Genomic DNA, 21,818 nt, shown 5'->3' on the forward strand with positions numbered 1-21,818 from the left:
GAATACAGCAGGATCGGCGATTTGAAGCTCAGGCGGTGAGCCTGGCCTTCGGCTTCACAGAACACGTTCATCTCGCGGCCGATGCTGGTGGCCAGAGACATTACGTGGGCTTCACGTAGCGGATCGATCGGCGGGTTGGTGACCTGAGCGAACTGCTGGCGGAAGTAGTCATAAATGATGCGCGGGCGGCTGGAAAGCACGGCGAACGGGGTATCGTCACCCATTGAACCGGTGGCTTCCTGGCCGATCTCGCCCAGTACGCGGATCACCTGATCCAGCTCTTCGCTGCTGTAGCCGAACTGCTTCTGGTAGGTTTCCAACGTGGCGTCATCCAGCTCACGGCTACCCACCTGATCTTCCGGCAGGTCTTCGAACGGCACCAGACGCTTGACGTTCTTCTCCATCCACTCTTTATACGGGTGGCGGCTTTTCAGATCGTTGTCGGTTTCGGCGGAGTGCAGGATCTTGCCGCTGCGGGTGTCGATCACCATCAGTTCGCCAGGGCCGACGCGGCCTTTTTCAATGACCTCATCCGGTTGGTAATCCCAGATGCCGACTTCTGAAGCGCAGGTGATCAGCTTGTCTTTGGTGATGACGTAGCGCGCCGGACGTAGACCGTTACGGTCCAGGTTACAGGCGGCGTAGCGGCCATCGGACATCACGATGCCTGCCGGGCCGTCCCACGGCTCCATGTGCATCGAGTTGAAGTCAAAGAAGGCGCGCAGGTCGGTGTCCATATCCGGGTTGTTCTGCCAGGCCGGTGGCACCAGTAAACGCATGGCACGGATCAGATCCATACCGCCTGCCAGCAGCAGCTCCAGCATATTGTCCAGCGAGCTGGAGTCGGAGCCGGTTTCGTTAACGAAAGGCGCGGCGGCCTGCAAATCCGGGATCAGTGGGGTCTGGAACTTGTAGGTACGCGCACGTGCCCACTGGCGGTTACCGGTGATGGTGTTGATCTCACCGTTGTGCGCCAGATAGCGGAACGGCTGTGCCAGAGGCCAGCGTGGCACGGTATTGGTTGAGAAACGTTGGTGGAACAGGCAGATGGCCGATTCCAGCCGCAGGTCGGCCAGATCCAGATAGAAGCGTGGCAGATCGGCTGGCATGCACAGACCTTTGTAGATCGTCACCAGGTTGGAGAAACTGCACACATAGAAGCTGTCGTCCTGGACGCGCTTCTCGATACGGCGACGCGCCACAAACAGGCGGCGTTCCATATCACGTGGACGCCAGCCCGCAGGGGCGTTCACGAAAATCTGTTCAATACGCGGCAGGGAAGAGAGGGCGATCTCACCGAGAACGTCCGGGTTGGTAGGAACTTCGCGCCAGCCGACGATCGACAGCGTTTCGTTCTGCAGCTCTTCTTCAACAATGCGGCGGCTGGCACGGGCTTCCTCTTCGTTCTGGCTGAGGAACATCATGCCAACGGCGTAGTTCTTGGCTAAACGCCAGCCGCGCTCTTGCGCCACCATGCGGAAAAAGCGATCGGGTTTTTGCAATAACAGGCCGCAACCGTCGCCAGTCTTGCCGTCAGCAAGAATTGCACCACGGTGTTGCATGCGGGCCAGTGCGTGAATAGCGGTCCTCACCACTTTGTGGCTAGGTTCGCCTTCTATGTGGGCGATCAGGCCGAAACCACAGTTGTCCCTCTCATGGGATTTATCGTACAGCATATCAGTGAACCTCCCCAGGCTCTGTGTGACTCTTACAACCCACTGCGAAGGGCCTGCTCAATTTCAGGCAGAAGTCCAATCAGCAAGGTTAATATCGCCAATCTGCTTTTCCGCCCTCCATCAATGGCCTCTCGTGACGGTTCTCACAAGTGGTAAATGACTTGTTTTAAGAGGGAGTCTTAAATTACTGCATAATTATGACGAGACGTTTGCCCGTCCAGAAAGCTTCCAGCGGACCTCCAACTTAGCGAGAAAGAATACGCAGGTCAAATATGGGCTTAACAGGGATTTTGATGGCTTGCATGAGGTTTATGATGATGAAAAATAAGTTTTTTCAGACCTTTTTAGCGCGCAGGAAAGGCAAGGGAAGTGCCGCAAAAATGTGAGCTGTCTCACTATAGTGCAATGCCTGAATCTCTGCACCATGCTAGTGCTGACGGCAATGCCAGAGTTTTATTCTGGTAAATATCTATTTGTTGTTGTTTATAACTATTTTCATCGCTTTGTCATAAAGCTGTTAACAGTGCGCTGAGGATTAGAAACTTTCATCGAGATAAAAGTGATTTTATTTGCACTGATAATGAATAGTTATGCCTGCGGCGGCCTTTGGGGAAAAGCGTTGATCCCTGTCATCGCGGGAAAAGCCGTTTCTTATTAGCATAACGGCCTTCAAACACAGGGAATCAGTAAGATTATGCAGTTGCCGCAATTAGTCAATATGTTTGGTAGCGATCTTCAGCGCCGTTATGGGGAGAAGATCCACAAACTCACGCTGCACGGTGGGTTTAGCTGCCCAAACCGCGACGGTACGCTGGGGCGCGGCGGCTGTACTTTCTGCAACGTGGCCTCTTTTGCCGATGAACAGATGCAGCAGCAAAGCATTGCGGAGCAGCTGGCCATTCAGGCGCAGAAGGTTAACCGGGCCAAGCGCTATCTGGCCTATTTCCAGGCCTATACCAGCACCTATGCTGAAGTTGAACTGTTGGCCAACATGTATCGGCAGGCGCTGACGCAGGCCGAGATGGTGGGTATCTGTGTCGGCACCCGGCCAGACTGTGTGCCGGAAGCGGCGCTCGATCTGCTGGCAGGCTACCGTGAGCAGGGCTTCGAGGTGTGGCTGGAGTTGGGGCTGCAAACGGCGCAAGATAAAACGCTAAAGCGCATCAACCGTGGCCACAATTTCTCCTGTTACCAGCAGACCAGCCGCCTGGCGCGGGAACGCGGCCTGAAGGTATGCAGCCACTTGATCGTTGGCCTGCCCGGTGAGACTCATCAACATCATCTGGCTACGCTGCAAGCGGTGGCGGAGAGTGGGGTAGACGGCATCAAGCTGCACCCACTGCATATCGTCACCGGTAGCACCATGGCGCGAGCCTGGCAGGCGGGGCGTTTGCCTGAGCTGTCGCTGGAGGATTACGCATTCAGCGCCGGGGAAATGATCCGCCATACGCCGAAGGAGATTATCTACCACCGCATTTCGGCCAGCGCCCGGCGGCCCACCCTGCTGGCACCATTATGGTGCGAAAATCGCTGGAACGGCATGCAGGCCGTCGGAGGATATCTTCAGCGCTATGGCGGCCAGGGCTCGGCACTGGCGGCAGACCAGCAATACCTGCCTTAAGACCCCCGCTTTCAAGTTGCGAATTGCAACCATTCCCACACTTCACCGTAAGGTTTCTTATCTTAACCGCATTTTACGGTATGATTTGAGAGATTATGTCTGATGGGAATAGCAGATGAAGCAAATCCGGGTGTTAGCCCAGTACTACGTTGATTTGATGGTAAAACTGGGGTTGGTGCGCTTTTCGCTGTTGCTGGCTTCAGCGCTGGTGATACTGGCGATGGTGGTGCAGATGGCGGTCACCATGCTGCTGCGTGGAGAAGTGGAAAGCATCGATGTGGTGCGCTCTATCTTCTTCGGCCTGCTGATCACGCCGTGGGCGGTCTACTTCCTTTCGGTGGTGGTAGAGCAACTGGAAGAGTCGCGCCAGCGCCTGGCCCGGCTGGTGGATAAGCTTGAGGAGATGCGCAATCGCGACCTCGCACTGAACCAGCAGATGCAAGAAAACATCAGCCAGCTCAATCAGGAAATTGCCGACCGAATCAAGGCGGAACAAGATCGCCAACAGGTGATGGACAAGCTGACCGAAGAGATGGAGCAGCGTGAACAGGCACAGGTGGAGTTGGGCCAACAATCGGTATTGTTACGCTCTTTCCTCGATGCCTCCCCCGATTTGGTGTACTACCGCAACGAAGAAAAAGAGTTTTCCGGCTGCAACCGGGCGATGGAGCTGCTGACTGGCAAGAGTGAAAAACAGCTGATTGGCCTGACCCCCTTTGATGTCTACAGCAAAGAGATCGCCGAAAAAGTCATCGAAACCGATGAGAAAGTCTTCCGCCACAACGTCTCCCTGACCTATGAACAATGGTTGGAGTATCCAGATGGTCGCAAGGCCTGTTTTGAACTGCGCAAGGTGCCGTTTTACGACCGCGTGGGCAAACGTCACGGGCTGATGGGCTTTGGCCGCGATATAACCGAGCGTAAGCGCTACCAGGACGCGCTGGAGAACGCCAGCAGGGACAAGACCACCTTTATCTCAACGATCAGCCACGAGCTTCGTACGCCGCTTAATGGCATCGTCGGCCTGAGCCGTATTCTGCTCGATACCGAACTGAACGATGAGCAACTGAAGTATTTGAAAACCATTCACGTCAGCGCCATCACCCTGGGCAATATTTTCAACGACATTATCGAGATGGATAAGCTCGAGCGGCGCAAAGTCCAGTTGGACAATCAGCCGGTCGACTTTACCGGTTTCCTGGCGGATCTGGAGAACCTCTCCGGTCTGCTGGTACAGCCGAAAGGGCTGCAGTTCGTGATGGAACCCGAGCTACCGCTGCCGCAGAAAATCATTACGGATGGCACACGCCTGCGGCAGATCCTGTGGAACCTGATCGGTAACGCGGTGAAATTCACCCAGCAAGGCCAGATCGTGGTGCGCGTCAGGCGCGAAGGGCAGGAACAAATCGTGTTTGAGGTTGAAGACTCAGGCATGGGGATCCCGCAGGATGAGCAAGACAAGATTTTCGCCATGTACTATCAGGTCAAAGACCAGAACGGCGGCCGTCCGGCGACCGGCACCGGGATCGGGCTGGCGGTCTCCAAACGGCTGGCGCAGAGTATGGGTGGGGATATCACGGTAAACAGCGCGCAAGGGCATGGTTCTTGCTTCACCTTGACCATCAAGGCGCCAGCGGTGGAGGAAGTGGTCAATGAGGTCCAGGCGGTGGAAGAAATGCCGCTGCCAGCGTTGCATATCCTGCTGGTGGAAGATATCGAACTGAACGTGATCGTCGCCCGTTCGGTGCTGGAGAAGCTGGGCAACAGCGTCGCGGTGGCGATGAACGGCCGCGATGCGTTAGCCATGTTTGACCCGGACGAATTCGATCTGGTGCTGTTGGATATCCAACTGCCGGATATGAGCGGGCTGGATATCGCCCGTGAGCTGCGCGAGCGTTATGCGGACCGCTCACTGCCGCCATTGATTGCGCTAACGGCTAATGTACTGAAAGACAAGAAAGAGTATCTTGAAGCGGGCATGGACGATGTGCTGAGCAAGCCGTTGTCGGTAACGGCCTTAACCAAGATGATCAAACATTACTGGGATCACCAACCCCAACATACCACAAAGAAAACGGAGCAAAAGTCGATGCAGATTAATGAATCGTTATTGGATACCGCAATGCTGGAGCAGTATATGGATCTGGTGGGGCCGCAGTTGATCCATCAGAGCCTGGCGATGTTTGAACAGGTGATGCCGGGGTATCTGGCGGTGCTGGATTCCAACATGACCGCCAAGGACGAAAAAGGGATCACTGAAGAGGGGCACAAAATCAAGGGTGCCGCGGGTTCCGTCGGGCTAAAACATCTGCAACAGCTGGCCCAGCAGATCCAGACGCCAACGTTACCGGCCTGGCAAGACAACGTGCAAGAGTGGGTCGATGAGCTGAAGCAGGAATGGCGCAATGATGTGGCTGTGCTGCGAGCTTGGGTAGCGAACGCTGAAAAAAAATGACCCCAGCCGAGGCCGGGGTGCGCGAATATTGCGCCAACACCAGGGAAATCATTAACCTGCGTATTGGTTTTTAGCGTTCTGGTAGAGCAGGTGTTTCGGAATTCGTGTACATCATACAGCGAACAACATAGCAAATGTAAGCGCTCTTGTTAGAAGAATCATTAAAATATGTGATGTAGTTAGTATTTGTTGCCTCTGGGCCTGCCTTTGCTGGCGGTCCTGGCTGGGAGAATATCGATGAAACAGGTCGCTGTAGTGCTGAGTGGTTGTGGTGTTTATGACGGGGCAGAAATCCATGAGGCAGTGCTCACCTTGTTGGCCCTGGATCGTGCCGGTGCGCAAGCGGTCTGCTTTGCACCGGATAAGCCACAACTACATGTTATTAATCATTTATCCGGCGAGGAAATGCCAGAGAGTCGCAACGTTTTGCTGGAATCGGCACGTATCGCTCGTGGCAAAATTCAGCCGCTTTCGCAGGCTGATGCCGAGCAATTGGATGCCCTGATTGTGCCCGGTGGATTTGGTGCCGCGAAGAACCTGAGCAGCTTTGCTACGCAAGGGGCGGAATGTTCAGTGGATCCCGATTTGTCTAAGCTTATTCGAGAAATGCATAAGAGAAACAAACCAATGGGGTTTATGTGCATTGCACCAACGCTGTTGCCGAAAGTTTTCGATCAACCGTTGCGATTGACCATTGGTAACGATCCCGATCTGGGTGAAGTGATTGATGCCATGGGGGGGGAGCCGGTGATTTGCCCGGTAGATGACATCGTGGTCGATATTGAAAACAAGGTCGTCACGACCCCGGCCTACATGTTGACTCAGTCGATCGGCGAGGCGGCACAGGGAATTGATAAGCTGGTTTCACGAGTGTTGGATCTGGTGGAATGATAAGGTTTTCACGTAAATCGTGGCTTGTTCGCCTGTGGTTGTGGTTTAAACGCGGCGTTCTTGCGGTGGTTGGCCTGTGGCTGGCCGGGATCATCTTGTTTGCTTTTCTGCCGGTGCCGTTTTCTGCCGTTATGGTGGAGCGGCAACTCGGTGCCTGGCTGAGCGGTGATTTCAGCTATGTGGCGCATTCCGACTGGGTAGCGATGGATGACATTGCTCCCTCGATGGCATTGGCGGTGATGGCGGCAGAAGATCAGAAATTCCCCGTTCACTGGGGGTTCGACGTGGCGGCCATTGAAAAGGCGCTCAGCCACAATGAAAAGCGGCCAACGCGCATCCGTGGTGCTTCTACCCTTTCTCAGCAAACGGCAAAGAACCTGTTTTTGTGGGATGGGCGTAGCTGGGTGCGCAAAGGGTTGGAGGCTGGGCTAACGGCGGGTATTGAGCTGGTTTGGACCAAGCGGCGTATTTTGACGGTGTATCTGAATATCGTCGAGTTTGGTGACGGCATCTTCGGCGTGGAAGCGGCGGCTCAGCACTTTTTCCATAAGCCGGCAAGCCGTCTGACGGCCTCGGAAGCGGCCCTGTTGGCGGCGGTGCTGCCTAATCCACATCGTTTCAAGGCCGGAGCCCCTTCGGGGTACGTGATCCAGCGCCAACAGTGGATCATGCGCCAGATGCGCCAGTTGGGTGGGGAAGGATTTCTTACGGCGAACGATCTGAAGTGATGACCCCTCACCCCAACCCTCTCCCACAGGGAGAGGGAGCTGAACGGAGCGCGTGCTTGCCCCGTGCGGCTTCGGAAAGTCGGGCGTAAGAAGAAAGATAGGTCATTACTCAGAAGAGGCAACGAACTCGATCGGTCCCCTCTCCCTGTGGGAGAGGGTTAGGGTGAGGGCACCAGACAACGCCGATCTCACCCCGACTCACGAGATTATTTAACGTAGGTAAACGCCGTTGTCACGTGCTTCACGCCGCTAACCTGGCTGGCAATCTGCGCCGCAGACTGGCCCTCTTGCTGTGTCACCAAACCTAACAAGAACACTTCGCCATTTTCGGTAGTGACCTTCACGTTCGAAGATTTGACGGTATCACTGGTCAGGATCTGTGAACGCACCTTGGTGGTGATCCAGGTATCGGAAGAGGCAGTGCCCAGGCTGACCGGCGTGCCCTGGCGGATTTCGTTATATACCTCGGCCGCACCATCGACGCCAAGTGCGATCTGCTTCGCCCGGCTGGCGAGCTCGGTGGTAGGAGCCTGGCCGGTCAGCAGTACTTTACCTTGATAGGCAGTGGCTACGACACGGGCTTCTTTCTTCAGTTGCTGATCTTTGCCGATGGCATTTTCGACCCGGGCTTCCAACGTACCGTCATCGACCTGTGTGCCTACGGTGCGTGGATCGGTCGCCGTTTTGGTGGCAACCGCGGCGCTGCCAACGACAACGCCCGCGACGCAACCCTGTAACAGTAAGGCGCTGAACAGCACTGCAAATGTGGCTCTTAGCTTCATCTCGGTTCCTCTAATCGTCCTGGTGGGGGAACAATGTGTTATCAATCAGGTCGCATAGGCAATTGACGGTCAGCATATGCATCTCCTGAATGCGTGCACTGCGGTGAGAGGGGATACGTATCTCCACATCCTGCTGGCCGAGTAAACCCGCCAACTCTCCGCCATCGTAGCCGGTAAGCGCAACAATGGTCATATCACGCGTTACCGCAGCTTCGACCGCTTTTACAATATCACGGCTATTGCCGCGGGTGGAAATTGCCAGCAGCACGTCACCGGTGTGGCCGAGTGCTCGCACCTGTTTAGCATACATTTCATCATGCAGACGATCGTTGCCGATGGCGGTCAGCACCACGTTATCGGCGTTTAGCGCGATTGCGGGCAGGCTTGGGCGTTCGGTTTCAAAGCGGTTGATCATGCAGGCGGCAAAATGCTGAGCGTTGGCCGCCGAGGTGCCGTTGCCACAGCACAGGATCTTGTTGCCGTTCAATAACGATTGAACCAGGGTCATCGCGGCACGGGATATCGCGTCAGGTAAGGCTTCCGCCGCCGCAATCTGGGTTTGGATACTCTCGGTAAAACAGACTTTGATTCTATCCAGCACGTTGTTTTAATCCACTAGGTCAAAGGGCCGGCATACACCGGTAAACAGGTTTAATCCGCATTGAAGGCATTGGGTATCCATTCTAACTGGCTACCGGTAATGGCTAAAACATCAAAACGGCAAGATGATGTGTCAAAACTGGCTCCTCGCCCCGCCAGCCAAACGGCGGCGGCATGCAGCAATCGCCGTTGCTTGCGGTAAGTCACGCTGGCCGCTGCGTCACCAAAGGCGGCACTGCGGCGGTAGCGGACTTCGACGAACACCCAGGTTTGACCATCACGCATGATGAGATCGAGCTCACCCCCACGTACCGCCACGTTGGCGGCGGTGAAGGTAAGCCCGGCGCGCTCCAGGTATTGGCGGGCCAGGCTCTCATAGCCCGCTCCCTTGGCGCGTTGACTCAGGAGGCCGGAACGACCGAGCCCTGGCGGTATTGCAGCCAAGTCAGTTTCCTGGTGATCACACAGTTAGGTGAAGATGTCAGTACACCGGTGGTTCCTGAGATTTGGAATCCTGGCAACTGACGCATTTGAGCAAAGTGGTTGGCCAATGTCCAGTCATCCATCCCCATGGCGTAGAGGCGCACCAGGGAATAGTCGTTGCGGAATTTGGCGGTGGCTTGCTGCTGCAACTGTGGATTGGCCCCTGCCAGCAGAGGAATATCACTGAATTGCAGGCCTTCCATTTCCAGACGGAAGTCTGGACCAGCACCGGCCTGATAGCTGCGCGAGCTGGCAAACATGGCGGGCTTGCTACGAGAACTGGTGGTCATGTCGATCATTGGCTTGATCAGCGTCAGTTGGCTCTGCGTGGCGACGATATACACCGAATCTACGCCGCCGCCGGTAGAGGCTGGGATATCACTGGGTGGCGCTGGAATAGTCAGGCCTGCGATAGTCACCGACTGTTGCGCTGGTGCCTGGGAGGCCACCGGGGTGCCGCTCATGCGGATCCCGCCGCTGTTAACCATCTGACGTAGCTCACCGGCAGAACCAATTCCTTGTTGCAGCACGGTCTGGCCACCGAGTTTCTGCCACTCTTCGGCGAAGGCTTTGGCTATGCGATCGCCAAACGCGCCGCGTGGCAGCAGCAGTAACGGCTGGCGCTTTTGCTGTTCCCAGATATGACGGGCGGCATCGCGGGCTTCATCTTCCGGCGACAGGGCGAAGTAACAGATATTCGGGCTGTCCTTCGGCTGCTCAGGCTGGTTGAGTGCCAGCACGTTCAGCGTCGTTGGGGTAGTGGCTAGCTGATCGACTTCGTTTTTCAATAGCGGCCCGACGATCAGGGTTGCGCCATCTTGCTGGGCCTGAGCCAACAACGCTGGCAGAGGCTGGCTGGTGGTATCGTAGACCTTCACCTGCCCACCGGTTGCCGGGGCTGGAGCTACAGGAACTGGGGCGGTGGGTTCTACTGCGGCTACCTGAGTTGCATCTGCGGCAGGTGCCGAAGTGCTTACGGCTCCATTGGCATTGTCTGGCGTTGCCGCCACGGTCTGGTCTGGATCATTGGTTGGTTGCGGTGTCTGAACCGGCGCGGCGAGCGTTATGCCACTTTGCGCTGCGTTAAAGCCCTGCTGGATCGCATCGGCAAACACCTTGGCCTGGCCGTTCAGCGGCAGCAGCAGGGCGATATGCGCAGTCGAAGCCTGGGTGAAATTCAGCACCTGATTCAACTGGGCTGGCAGGCTTTTCGCCGCCGGATTCTGCGGATAGCGGTTCTGCCAGTCTTTGATCCCGGCCTTCAGCAGATCGGGATCCTGACGGTTATCCTGATAGACACGTAACAGATCCAGCCAGCCTTGCAGCACGTTTTCGTTGGCGTTAATCACCAGGCTGTTCATGTCAGCCTGCTTCAGGCCAAGCAGCGTTTGCCAGGTTTTATCCAGATTATCCTGATGAGCCTGGCCACTTAATAACGGCTCCTGGGCAATATAGGCGCGGATCAGCGGCAGTGAGGCTTGGCCCTGGTTAGCCGCGATCTGCGCCTGATACAGGCGAACCAGCTGATTTGGTGACAGCGCGCTGCTGTCTATTTTATTTAACGCATCGCGGGCTGGGCCCAGATTCTTGTTGGCCACCTGCAGTTCTGCGCTCAATAGCTGGCGTTCAAGCTGTTGGGTATCCGTCAGGTTTTGCGGCAAGGTGCTTAGTTGCTCGTTAGCCTGTGGCAGTTTGCCTTCGCGAGTTAATGCGCGAATCGCAAGTAATTGCCAGTCAGCCTTGTTATCATCGCTGCTTTGCTGCAACTGTTGCAGATAGTAATCAGAGTTGGCACTGGCTTCGTCCTGGATATTTGAGGGCGGAGTTTGTGGAACCTGACTTGGACAACCAGCTAACAGCAAGGCTGCCAGTACAACAGGTACTAATCGCCCTGCTTTGGTACGAAGGAATGTTGAGGAAAGCATACTGTATCCAGTGATGTTTTTTTCAAGATGCTCAATATTAAATCGGCAATCCGGATGAAACAATGAATCAACACCAACAATCAGCTATTTCTGCATCGACACTGTACGTGGTGCCCACCCCCATCGGTAACCTGGGGGATATGACTCATCGGGCCATAGAGGTACTGAAAAGCGTCGATCTGATTGCGGCGGAAGATACGCGCCATACCGGGTTGCTGCTGCAACACTTTGCTATTAGCGCGCGGTTGTTTGCGCTGCACGACCATAACGAACAGCAGAAGGCGGACCAACTGCTGGCAAAACTGCAGGAAGGCCAAAGCATAGCACTGGTGAGTGACGCAGGCACGCCACTGATTAACGATCCGGGTTATCACCTGGTGCGCCGTTGTCGTGAAGCGGGGATCCGCGTCGTACCGCTGCCAGGCGCCTGTGCTGCTACCACCGCGCTGTGTGCCGCCGGTGTGGCTTCCGATCGTTTCTGCTATGAAGGCTTCCTGCCAGCCAAAACCAAAGGCCGTAAGGATACCCTGCTGGCGCTGGCAGAGGAACCGCGAACGCTGATTTTCTACGAATCCACCCACCGTTTGCTGGAAAGTTTGCAGGACATGGTTACCGTGTGGGGGCCACAGCGCTACGTGGTGCTGGCGCGTGAACTGACCAAAACCTGGGAATCGATTCACGGTGCCCCGGTGGGGGAACTGCTGGCTTGGGTGCTGGAAGATGAGATGCGCCGCCGGGGGGAGATGGTGCTGATTGTGGAAGGCCACAAGGCGCAGGAAGACGATTTGCCGCTCGAAGCGCTGCGTACCCTGGCTCTGCTGCAAAAAGAGCTGCCGCTGAAAAAGGCGGCAGCGTTAACCGCGGAGATCCACGGCGTGAAGAAAAATGCGCTGTATAAACATGCGCTGGAGCAGCAAGAACAGGCTGACTGAGCTCCAGCTTTGTGACTCAGCTATGCCGAATGATGTTGAACCCTTCCTGGTCATTCGGCTCAACAAAATGGCGGGTGATGAGATCAAACTGCTCATCGGTCGCGGCAAAATCATGAGTGCCCGACTGATTGCGGGCATGAAGTCTGGCCTTGCAGACATCATCGGGCGCGTTGAGATAATGCAGTTGGTTATCGGCACCCGACTCGCGGATGATATCCATCATCCATTCACGGTTGGCTACGGTGTTGGCCGGAAAGTCCAGAATGAGGGTTACCCCGGCGTTAAGCAGCGCGATCAGATGGGGTTTGATGGCGTTTTTCAGCTTGGTACTACAGCGGACATAGTCTGCAACGGTCTGCATCTCCTCTGCGTATAGCTGGGCAAGCCAGCGATCTTCCGCGATTATCACGCTACCAGGCTGGGTTGCCAACGTGGCTGAAAGCGTGGATTTTCCTGATGCTATTTTTCCGCACAGAAGATGCAGGGTTGGTTTCTGGGGCGAACGGGTCATGGTTAACCTCACTGGAGTGATGCCGGTAAGGCCCGCCTTACCGGCGGGAACAAACTGACGAGCGTCATCCCACCTTGGTTGGTAAGCGGTAAATAATAATCTCGACGCAAATCAGAGCTGAAGGTCTTGGTTTCATATCGCCAAGCTAGCATATCCATAGGGCGCGCCTCTAGATCTGTTTTCCTTTCCCCTAAAACGGTTGACCTGCCGCAACCACAACGCTACTATCCGCGCCGGAGTTGACCAGACAGTCGCCGCTTCATTGCCGTCCTCTTCGGGGGAGACAGATGGAGGGGAGGAAAGTCCGGGCTCCATAGGGCAGGGTGCCAGGTAACGCCTGGGAGGCGCAAGCCTACGACTAGTGCAACAGAGAGCAAACCGCCGATGGCCCGCGCAAGCGGGATCAGGTAAGGGTGAAAGGGTGCGGTAAGAGCGCACCGCGCGGCTGGCAACAGTCCGTGGCACGGTAAACTCCACCCGGAGCAAGGCCAAATAGGGGTTCACATGGTACGGCCCGTACTGAACCCGGGTAGGCTGCTTGAGCCAGTGAGCGATTGCTGGCCTAGAGGAATGACTGTCCACGACAGAACCCGGCTTACCGGTCAACTCCACTCCTCTTTAAAACAGTGGGTTGGTGTGTCCCAAGCGTATTTCACGTCACAGTGATAGACACCTGGGATACACCAGCCGTTGTTCACTTCCTTGAAACGGTTTGTCATCAATTAAAGATAACATCGACAGTTGCTGAGGCGCTGACGTTGCCAACCGGTAATGTACTGCCACCGGAGCATAGCCGCCAGGTGAGTGAATTTGAGAAGCTCTCGTTGCCTGCTCCCGCATTTATGGAACCTAATCTTACTGGGTCGCTATTAAACTTCAGCCCTCCCGTCGAATTGCAGGCTCCATTGTCAATGCCAGCTATTCCCGCTATTTCACCCGTGATATAACCGCCTCCCTCATTAAGGGACAACCGAGTGGCTTCACCGTCGTAGAACCCTGAGTTGGACTGAAATTTTACGTTAATATTCGCTGCGGGATTAACGCTACTCTGTGTGCAACCTACCACCAGACTGTCGTTCACTCGTCCTAGTTCAGTCCTGATAGTCGAATTATGTTCTACGTTGCCAAAGTCGATCGAGTTGTTAATATTAATCGAACATTGTCGTGTGGAGACTTTAATTTGGTTGCTAGGTATAAATAAAGACCCATTTTCAGCGGGTATTGTGACTCTGTTATGAAAAGAGCCACTAGGCATATTATATATACCATCTTGTTGGGTCCCATCGGTGATGATGACCCAGTTACCGGTTACCGTGGTAGTTCGTGTGCTATTTGCCTTGAAAAATGAGACTATCTCATATCCTCTAGGCATTAAACACCAGGCTGAATTTTGCACGGGTGTAACCGGAGAACCTGCTCCTGTGTTAGTAACTCCCTTTGTTTCCGGTTTACCAATAGTTCCACTCATGGTTTCTGTGATTCCACTATTTAGCTGATAAGAGATAGAGAAGGTTATCTGTGGAATCACAAAAATCCCTTGGGCAATCTGATATGTCTGTAATCCACCAATATCAGTCATTTGGCTAGGAGAAAAACAGCCTGACCCTCCCGTCCCACTTGATGACAGAGAGATGCCGGCAAAGGCATAATATGCACTAAGTGTGGTAGATTGAGGGTACGATCCAGTCTCTGCGGTAAAACTCCCATTAATAGGCGGGCCGAGCCATTCCTGGCTACCACTGCCAATATCAATTGTGACCGCCTGTGATGGCATAATAACTCCCAACGACAGCAGGCAAAGCCCTGTGCGTAACCACTGAAAACCCGTGGCGCTTATTTTATCTGTCACTGTGTTTGACCCTCTATAGAGTGAATGCTTGATGCTTAACATGTTAAACACCACAACTTAATGGCAAATGACGTATTGGGTTAGCCGCTGACGGGGCTGGTGTTTTCGCCAAATTGAACGCTACATTGCATTGCTGGCCCGTATCCTTACCCCATTTAACCTGTAGACGACCACTTTCCGGCAGCCCGCTGAGGTAGACCTGCCCGGCATCGCCAACAATACTGGTATGTGGCTCTTCACTCGCGCTCCCTTCAACGGCAACCACGGCGCCGAAAGGTATTAATCCGCCACTGTGACTCAACGTGATCACTGCCTGATAACCGATACGCGTGGCAAAGTTAGCCTTAACTACCGCGCCTTTAGTCGGATAGACATTTTGGCTTGAATGCGTCATATCAACGCTCTCAGGGAGGGTTGATGGGTCCAGGCTAATATTATTGCGCTGATAGTTTGAGAGATAAGGCACTACCGCATAACCACGACTGTCCACCCGATTATTACCGCTCATTACCTTACTTCCCCCGGCGCCAGGGGCACTCACTAAGGCAACGGTATCACCCAGAGGTTGACTCAATGTAACCCCTTCAGCATGTGCCACTACTCCGCCGCTGGCATTCATATTCACTGCGCTATAGCCACTACCATAGCTATATCCCAAATTCGCGATGCCCTTGCTGCCACGATAACCGGTATTCACCGATCCCATGTCACTGCTGCCGTCGTTAGACCAGCCTTGTGTCACACCGTAAGAAAGGCGGTCATCCATGGCGCTCCCGTTGATACCTGCCTGATGCTGAACGCTGCCTTGATTGTTATTGGTCATCTGATAGCTGGCGAAGGTGCGGTCAGCCAGTGATGAACCACTGAACAAACTTAAGGGTACTTGAACGTTCATCGATAACTGTCTGTTCTCCGGCCAGCTGTTGTCACCTTTAATGCGGTCAATGCTGTAATTGACACCGTAAGACACCCCTCGGTAGCTATTGGTATAACCCGCAGTCAGGTTGTTGTTGACCTTGCCGTTGTCCCAAAAATTATCCCGCATCCCAGAGAGATAGAGCGACCCTAAGTCACCCATATTCTGCGATAACCGCAGTTGGTAACTATTACGCTTACGGTCTTGTGACCAGGGAAGTTGGTCGTCACGTAATTGGTAGCCATTGTTGTTCACATCGGAAAAACTGTAATAGTCACGGGTCGAGTAACGCATCGTCGCGACATCAATGGATGTGCCGGTACTGGCAATATTCTTGGCATAGCGCAACCGATAGGATTCTCCCCGCTGCCGGTCATCCATGTCCTTGAGCTTTGCGTTCGAGTGAGTCACATCCGCAGACAGAGCCCCAAAACTCCCTAACGACAGCCCGCTCCCCACTACGCCTGAGAAGTAATCATCTGCGACCAGCCCGCCGCCATACAGAGTGAGGTTATAGGGCAGACCATAAACCAGAGTGCCTAGCCCAAAGGTTGATTCCTGCGAGCCAACCGTAGTGCTGCCATTATATTTGCCACCGGTCAGCTCATACTTGAAGGCGCCTGGGCGTAACATTACCGGTAGCGTTGAATAGGCAACCGTCTGGGTGCGAACCGAGCCATCAGCTTCGGTTATCGTTACCGTCAAATCACCAGAAGAACCACTTTGCCCCAGGTCCGTGAGCGTAAATGGACCTGGGGCAATATAGGTTTGATAAAATATGTTGCCATTCTGGCTTACTGTTACCCTGGCATTACTCTGCGCAATACCGGAGATAACCGGTGCAAAGCCTCGCAGGTTATTGGGCAACATCTCCTCGGTTGAATTCAGTTTGACGCCACGAAACGGAACACTGTCAAAAATATCCCCTCCGCTGCTGCTTTCACCGGCCAATATTTCCGAGTGCCAAGGCTGGATATCCCGCTGTAGGTAGGTATTGATAAACTGGGTGTCTTGCGTACTTTCACCCGCACGATTATCACCATTGGTCGTGTTCCGGCTATGGGTAATAAGGCTGCGTAAACGCCAGGCATCAAAGTTCAACCCCGCGCGTAAGTTGGCAAAGAAGTTTGTTTGCTCTGATGTTCCCAGATCGGATTGGGAAGAACGTCGGCTACGGCTGCCGTTCAAATTATAATTAAGCAAAAATGCCGGAATACCTTGATTCCACAATGAGGGATCCACCTGATTGCTACTATTCGGCTGCATGGCAACCTGGGGGATACTGAGATCCAGCCGCAACTTGGCCAGCGAAAATTGCACCTGCGCATGAGGGATCAAGGCAGGCAAATCCTCCACTGGTTGATCCAATGGCAAATTTGAGAAAGTCGCCAGTGCAGTAGTGTTCACACCTAACTCATTCAATAGCTCTGGCGTGAGGGATGGCTCAACCTTGCCCCCTGCGCCTTTTTTGAAAGTGATATTTTGTTCACCGCGCTCAGTTTGGTTAACAAATATCGTCACCAGATAGTCCCCTTCGGGCACCTGACCGGTAGTCTCAAATTGAGTCAGATCTACTTTTGCCGACTGTTCTTGATCAAGCATTAGCAGCCCGGCATCAAAATAATCCCGGCCCCAAGCGGGCAAGACAGACGTAAGTAATATTGCACCTGTGAATATAGGTGAGATCTTTACCCTTCCAACGTATAGTTTCATGATATTCAGCTCAACCTGGTGTTTATGTTTTGCCAATACGCTGCATTGGAATTAAAAACATAGGATTTACCAGCAGTTAAAGTAGTTCATCGATAAACGGGCTCTCATTGCCGAGATAAGCCAGTCAGTGATTTTTGTTGCTCTAGTGGCGTATCCCATGCTGTCTCATCGAGCAATTGCCACTCAACTGGCCCCTTGGTACCCGCAGGCAAGTTATAACGTTGCTGCCCTTTGGGTGGGACCATCAGGCGCATAGCTGCCTTATCGAACAAGTAGTTACCGACTTTTAACCGGGAAAATGTCAACCAAAACGGCGTTGGGTTCTCAGCAACTAGCGTATTACCCTCCAGATGGAAGCGTAATTGTGGGGCTGCACCGGCTACTCCACTGTCCGGCAGACCGGACGGGCGATAAAATAGTTTAAGGTTGCTGACGACAGCTAACGTTAATTGGCCGCCGTTTTTCGACGTATTCTCAGGCTTTGACGGTATCGCCTTAGTGGCAATATAAAAGACTGACTCCCTATCCTGCGGTAACTCCCCTCCCGTGCGGCGAATACGCAAGGTTAAATCACTATTAGGCTCTAGCCGTTGTAGTGGCGGGGTGACAATAAATGGCATAGGGGTAGCGACTTTACCCTGCGGTACAACACCACCAGTTTGCGGATCCATAGCGCGGATCCAAGATTGCATTAAAAAAGGCTGATCGCTTTTGTTATAGACGGTTAATGCCACCCCTTGGCTGGCTTTCTCCGGGTAAATAACCCGCATCACATAAAATGAAATACCTTTGGATTCAGCCTGATTGGCGCTCACCGATAAACTGTTCAGCATCAGTAAGCCTCCTGCCATGATTAATGGTAGGCGAGTTAAGAAACTTTTCATTTACTCTCCAAAAGTTATGGTGGTGAATATTCGCATTTTGGCGAAAGTATCCCGTAATCGGTAATCATTCGCCAGTCAGCCAGAGCCAACGGTGCAGTCACTGGAAAAATTTGATTGCCATGAGGGGCAATCATTGCCGATTGCTGCTCGAAGCTGATTGCACGATGATTAATACTCAATTGACCCAGCGTTAAAAAATAGGGTGTAGGGTTCTCAACACGTACACCATTAGCGACTTGGGTAAACTGTAATTTGCAGTAAGCCTCTTCCGGGGTCATACTCAAACCCTCTGGGCGATAGAACAGCTTAATAAGAAAGCGAATTCCCATTGAGAGCTGAGCCTGCTCCGTAACCTCGGCGGTTTGAGCTGGGATCGCCAGAACCGATAAATAAAACACCGATTCATGCTGCTGCGATAACTGCCTTTCATTCTGGCGCATAATACGTAGTGAGTTGCGGCTATTAGGCTCTAGGCGAAATAATGGTGGCGTCACGATAAATGGAGCAGCCTGTTGATTATCTGAGCCCAGTTGTACCAGAGACTGAATTAAATAAGTTTTGTCTCCGCCATTCTTAATCATGACAGTACGCGCCCGATCGGCTTCATTAAATATGACCCGCGTTTGCCCAAGGCTTATTCCGCCATCATCAGCAAAAGCGATATTTCCCCAGAGGCTAAGGAGTAAGCCGCTGATAATTTGCAAGTCTCGGAAACACAGGGCTTTGATCATAATGAGCTCTTAATCGTAAAGAAAATTAAAGGTCACTCGAGCAACGAGTTTACCGGCTGTGGGATGACATCCCCCAGAGTCAATACAAGCTACCCCTGCGGAAAATGCCATAGTGGCACCTGCGGCTGGCGGGAGTATTCCTTGAAATTGCAGCTTGTCACCAGCGCGAACGGTAGTCGTGTTTTGAGTTAGCAGTACTCCAACCCCTTGGGCCTCTGAGTCAGCATCACGAAACAGCCATTTACCGTTATTGTCATCACCATTCCCACTGACTTGGATTACGGGTTTCTGGTGACTGGCTCCCGTCCCGCTACAATTTTGTACTGCCAGAGAGAAAGTATCGGATGCAGCCACGGCTCCCGATGACAACGAATTTGCCTGGATGCTTCCCAACTGCAAAATCTCTTTATCTAGCTTGATTTCGCAAGTTCCAGGAACAATGGTTGCACGGAAATCCACTGTTTCAGCTGCTTGTCCCTGTATAGTGGTAACACAGATGAAAAGGCTCGCGTTACGGCACCATTTTAGTAAAGGCATCGATACCTCCAAGGTCGTTAATTACCCGCCAATCGACCTCCCCTTGTTTGACTTTGGTCGGAAAGATATGGCTACTGAAAGGGGCAATCATATTGGCTCCAGGGCTTGCCAAAGACAGCGTCTCTGCGCCAAAACGGATGCCGGCAAAGTTAATAAAATAGGGTGAGGCGTTATAAACCTGTAATCCCTCTTTCACCAGAGTAATTTGTAGGTTCTTATGTGCATCGGCGACGGACGGGGTTAACCCGGAAGGGCGATAAAATAGCTTGATAACATTCGCCACGCCCAGTTTTACCTCACCACCCACATTCTGCTGTTGGTCTTCTTCTGTTCCTGCCGTGCTACTTGGTATCGCCCGTGCATTAATATAGAAAACCGACTCACGGTCACTAGGTAAACCCCGACCATGGGCAGAAATCCGAATCTGGTTGCTACTATTGGGTTCCAGGCGAAACAGTGGAGGGCTCACCAGAAAAGGTGCAGCCCCTTTCCCATCAACAGAAGCACTGACGGTGGTATGCACTAAATAAGGTGAAGCTGATTGCGTATTGCGCAAAGTGAGTGAAACACTTGACGCTCCCTCTGGGTAAATGAGTCGAGTGGCACTAATGCCAAATCCACCGGCTTGTACGGTTTGATTCGCCGCCAAACCAACAAATAGCAAAGACAGCGTGCGAAATAAAAATCTCATGGTTCAAACTCCTCTTGCCTGATGGCAGGGAGTTATCGTCACCTGCCATCAGAAATGGTTAGTTATAAATAAAGCTAAATGTAATGGGGACACTAATAATTTCATTTGCGATGGCTGAGATATTTTTTGCTGCTAACGCGACACTGAAAGGAACTGATTTTTCAAAGTCGCCAATTACCGGCGTAGTGCCCGCAGTTCCGACAAGAATTTTGTCTCCACTTTGCAAGAGGGCACCATTGTTTTTGACCATCACACCAATATTGGAACTATTATTGGGGTTAAAGATGTTGTTCCCGCCACCACTTAATGTCGAACCCGAAATGCGTAAGCTCGCGGTATCACCCTCCGCTAAGGGTTTCTCACAATTCGAAATTCTCACGTCAAAACTTTGTGCGGTCGTATCAATAAAGCTATTAGCGACGGTGAAAATTCCTTTTGTATGGTTACCCAGGTTCAATCGATCGGTCACGGAAACATCACAGGTCGCAGTGACGATGTTAGCTTCTATTGTGATCATGGCATTACTCGCTGCAAGGGCAGTTCCAGTCGAGGCCAACAGTAACAAAGCGGCCGGGGATAAATTTAAAAGTGCTGTACGCATGTGTTTATTTCTCCAGTAACACGTTGATTAAGGATTTTGAGTGTGCCCTAGAGGGAGCGATAAACTTAATGATTTAGTCTCATTAAGGTTTAGTTAAGACTCTTCAGGTTTTCCCTTAACGAAATGTTTATTCAACTAATTGATTTTAAATAGTTTGTTATCATTATTAAGTATGTTATTTATAACGAGCAATGTAGAATATCAGCCTGAAAATGTTTGCAGCATGACCTCTAAGTTCTCTTGCTGAGGCTACTTTTTGAAGCCAGTTGCTTGCACATAATCGTCTCATCCAAAAGCGCGGGGCTAAAGTTGTCAGATGTCTAAGTATGAATGGAGAAAATATGTGGAAAAGTGACCAGCAATGAAACTCTCAATATGCAGATAGATATCTATTGTTAAAAGTATTAGTGCTACTCATCTATTAAAAAATTAGAGCAGTATATATAGGGCATTGTTTTAGTTGAGATGTAATAACTGCCATTACGATTTTTAGTGAAGAAGAAAACCATAGGGTAATCATCTACTAAATAAAATCGCGATAATATCAGGTCTAAAAACAAGGATTCATCCACATCATTGGTTTCAGTCACCCAGTTTTTCTTTGATGTTAATAAAAAATCATCATTAATCGCAGTCACATCAAAAAATGTTCTTCGGCTCACGGTGCCTATTCTTTCATTGTTTTTATAAACAATGCCATCGATATAGACAATTCCATTTTTATCATTTATGGAAAACTCGAGCGTCAGTTCTGTCATTAACCCCAGTTCTTCTCTATGAATGGCCATGTTCGCATTGCAAATAATAACATCACTTTTATCAACTCTAAATTTCAATAGTAAAAATGAAGCTGAAGAGACAAAAGCGATAGAGAGTATTATTTTTAATATAAAGTAAAATTTATTTGCAATGGCGACGTCTTTCATTAAATAAAAACCTTATTTTTTTAAGCTTATTGCCCAGACTTTACTTAAAAATAGTTGTTTCTTGTTTTCATCAATATGCGAGCTGAAAAATTAGAGTGGCAAGTAAAACATAAATTAAAAAATAGTATGAATTATAAAGTCTTAATAAAAGAGTAGTTAATGAGTTCATAGAGAGATGCCCATGTCACAGCGGAAGCTGTTTGTTATATATCATTGTAATTATAGGTTTTTTGTGTGAGTGGGTTACAACATCTATGAAGCTCGGTTGGGTTTTATTTGAACAGAGGTCTATCTCATTAAGAATTGATTAATATTCAGAGTGATGATGATACCCTGAGGTAAGAAAAATCAAAGCATAGAATCAAA

At 51.9% G+C, this 21,818-nt stretch carries 19 protein-coding genes and 1 other RNA gene; 6 read left to right on the top strand and 14 right to left on the bottom strand.

Going from position 1 to position 21,818, the window contains the following annotated elements; all coding sequences use genetic code 11:
• A partial coding sequence (gene gltB, locus ACLQ7H_RS28830) for a glutamate synthase large subunit (RefSeq protein ID WP_411755633.1) occupies positions 1 to 1,676 on the bottom strand: 1,676 nt, incomplete at its 3' end.
• 694 nt (positions 1,677 to 2,370) lie between these two features.
• Between gltB and ACLQ7H_RS28835 the strand changes: the two genes are divergently transcribed.
• The 4 genes from ACLQ7H_RS28835 to mtgA all read left to right on the top strand — a co-directional run bounded on the left by ACLQ7H_RS28835 (position 2,371) and on the right by mtgA (position 7,371).
• Positions 2,371 to 3,297 (top strand): TIGR01212 family radical SAM protein, encoded by a 927-nt coding sequence (locus ACLQ7H_RS28835; protein ID WP_411755634.1) that lies wholly within the window; start codon positions 2,371 to 2,373, stop codon positions 3,295 to 3,297.
• 115 nt (positions 3,298 to 3,412) lie between these two features.
• On the top strand, positions 3,413 to 5,752 hold the full coding sequence (gene arcB / locus ACLQ7H_RS28840; protein WP_411755635.1) for an aerobic respiration two-component sensor histidine kinase ArcB: 2,340 nt from the start codon (positions 3,413 to 3,415) through the stop codon (positions 5,750 to 5,752).
• Between the two features lie 237 nt (positions 5,753 to 5,989).
• On the top strand, positions 5,990 to 6,643 hold the full coding sequence (gene elbB, locus ACLQ7H_RS28845; RefSeq protein ID WP_411755636.1) for an isoprenoid biosynthesis glyoxalase ElbB: 654 nt from the start codon (positions 5,990 to 5,992) through the stop codon (positions 6,641 to 6,643).
• Positions 6,640 to 7,371, top strand: coding sequence for a monofunctional biosynthetic peptidoglycan transglycosylase (gene mtgA / locus ACLQ7H_RS28850; protein ID WP_411755637.1), 732 nt, complete (start codon positions 6,640 to 6,642; stop codon positions 7,369 to 7,371). The genes elbB and mtgA overlap by 4 nt, the downstream gene beginning before the upstream one ends.
• A gap of 206 nt (positions 7,372 to 7,577) precedes the next feature.
• Here the strand turns inward: mtgA and dolP are convergent, their stop codons facing one another.
• Genes dolP through ACLQ7H_RS28870 form a run of 4 tightly spaced genes read right to left on the bottom strand, consistent with a single transcriptional unit; the run spans position 7,578 to position 11,161 of the window.
• Positions 7,578 to 8,153, bottom strand: a complete 576-nt coding sequence (dolP, locus tag ACLQ7H_RS28855) for a division/outer membrane stress-associated lipid-binding lipoprotein (protein ID WP_411755638.1) — start codon at positions 8,151 to 8,153, stop codon at positions 7,578 to 7,580.
• Between the two features lie 10 nt (positions 8,154 to 8,163).
• Positions 8,164 to 8,754 (bottom strand): DnaA initiator-associating protein DiaA, encoded by a 591-nt coding sequence (diaA, locus tag ACLQ7H_RS28860; RefSeq protein WP_021806942.1) that lies wholly within the window; start codon positions 8,752 to 8,754, stop codon positions 8,164 to 8,166.
• Between the two features lie 50 nt (positions 8,755 to 8,804).
• Positions 8,805 to 9,158, bottom strand: coding sequence for a YraN family protein (locus ACLQ7H_RS28865; protein WP_411755657.1), 354 nt, complete (start codon positions 9,156 to 9,158; stop codon positions 8,805 to 8,807).
• Positions 9,155 to 11,161: a penicillin-binding protein activator gene (locus tag ACLQ7H_RS28870; protein WP_411755639.1), complete on the bottom strand. Its 2,007-nt coding sequence runs from the start codon at positions 11,159 to 11,161 to the stop codon at positions 9,155 to 9,157. Before ACLQ7H_RS28870 ends, ACLQ7H_RS28865 begins: the two co-directional genes overlap by 4 nt.
• A gap of 62 nt (positions 11,162 to 11,223) precedes the next feature.
• Here ACLQ7H_RS28870 and rsmI point away from each other — a divergent pair, with 62 nt between their 5' ends.
• Positions 11,224 to 12,093 (top strand): 16S rRNA (cytidine(1402)-2'-O)-methyltransferase, encoded by an 870-nt coding sequence (gene rsmI / locus ACLQ7H_RS28875; protein ID WP_411755640.1) that lies wholly within the window; start codon positions 11,224 to 11,226, stop codon positions 12,091 to 12,093.
• Between the two features lie 16 nt (positions 12,094 to 12,109).
• On the opposite strand, the gene ACLQ7H_RS28880 is transcribed toward rsmI, so the two are convergent.
• Positions 12,110 to 12,604: an AAA family ATPase gene (locus tag ACLQ7H_RS28880; protein WP_411755641.1), complete on the bottom strand. Its 495-nt coding sequence runs from the start codon at positions 12,602 to 12,604 to the stop codon at positions 12,110 to 12,112.
• Between the two features lie 235 nt (positions 12,605 to 12,839).
• Between ACLQ7H_RS28880 and rnpB the strand changes: the two genes are divergently transcribed.
• An RNA gene (gene rnpB / locus ACLQ7H_RS28885) (RNase P RNA component class A) lies at positions 12,840 to 13,218 on the top strand.
• A 104-nt stretch (positions 13,219 to 13,322) separates the two neighbouring features.
• Here rnpB and ACLQ7H_RS28890 read toward each other — a convergent pair.
• From ACLQ7H_RS28890 to ACLQ7H_RS28925, 8 genes are all read right to left on the bottom strand, one after another.
• Positions 13,323 to 14,495 (bottom strand): adhesin, encoded by a 1,173-nt coding sequence (locus ACLQ7H_RS28890; protein ID WP_411755642.1) that lies wholly within the window; start codon positions 14,493 to 14,495, stop codon positions 13,323 to 13,325.
• A 1-nt stretch (position 14,496) separates the two neighbouring features.
• Entirely contained in the window at positions 14,497 to 17,118 is a 2,622-nt protein-coding gene (locus ACLQ7H_RS28895; protein WP_411755643.1) for a fimbria/pilus outer membrane usher protein, read from the bottom strand.
• A 68-nt stretch (positions 17,119 to 17,186) separates the two neighbouring features.
• Positions 17,187 to 17,966, bottom strand: a complete 780-nt coding sequence (locus ACLQ7H_RS28900; protein ID WP_411755644.1) for a molecular chaperone — start codon at positions 17,964 to 17,966, stop codon at positions 17,187 to 17,189.
• Between the two features lie 14 nt (positions 17,967 to 17,980).
• On the bottom strand, positions 17,981 to 18,697 hold the full coding sequence (locus ACLQ7H_RS28905; protein ID WP_411755645.1) for a molecular chaperone: 717 nt from the start codon (positions 18,695 to 18,697) through the stop codon (positions 17,981 to 17,983).
• Between the two features lie 9 nt (positions 18,698 to 18,706).
• Entirely contained in the window at positions 18,707 to 19,234 is a 528-nt protein-coding gene (locus ACLQ7H_RS28910) for a fimbrial protein (RefSeq protein ID WP_411755646.1), read from the bottom strand.
• Positions 19,209 to 19,925 carry a molecular chaperone gene (locus ACLQ7H_RS28915; RefSeq protein ID WP_411755647.1) on the bottom strand — a complete coding sequence of 239 codons (717 nt, stop codon included), beginning with the start codon at positions 19,923 to 19,925 and terminating at the stop codon, positions 19,209 to 19,211. The genes ACLQ7H_RS28910 and ACLQ7H_RS28915 overlap by 26 nt, the downstream gene beginning before the upstream one ends.
• 58 nt (positions 19,926 to 19,983) lie before the next feature.
• The gene (locus ACLQ7H_RS28920) at positions 19,984 to 20,526 is read right to left on the bottom strand and encodes a fimbrial protein (protein ID WP_411755648.1); all 543 of its coding nucleotides are present in this window, start codon (positions 20,524 to 20,526) and stop codon (positions 19,984 to 19,986) included.
• A gap of 410 nt (positions 20,527 to 20,936) precedes the next feature.
• Entirely contained in the window at positions 20,937 to 21,452 is a 516-nt protein-coding gene (locus ACLQ7H_RS28925) for a hypothetical protein (RefSeq protein ID WP_411755649.1), read from the bottom strand.
• Positions 21,453 to 21,818 lie beyond the last annotated feature (366 nt).

Origin of the sequence: Serratia sp. (in: enterobacteria) (genome assembly GCF_046715635.1) — a bacterium.
Classification (GTDB): Bacteria; Pseudomonadota; Gammaproteobacteria; order Enterobacterales; family Enterobacteriaceae; genus Chania.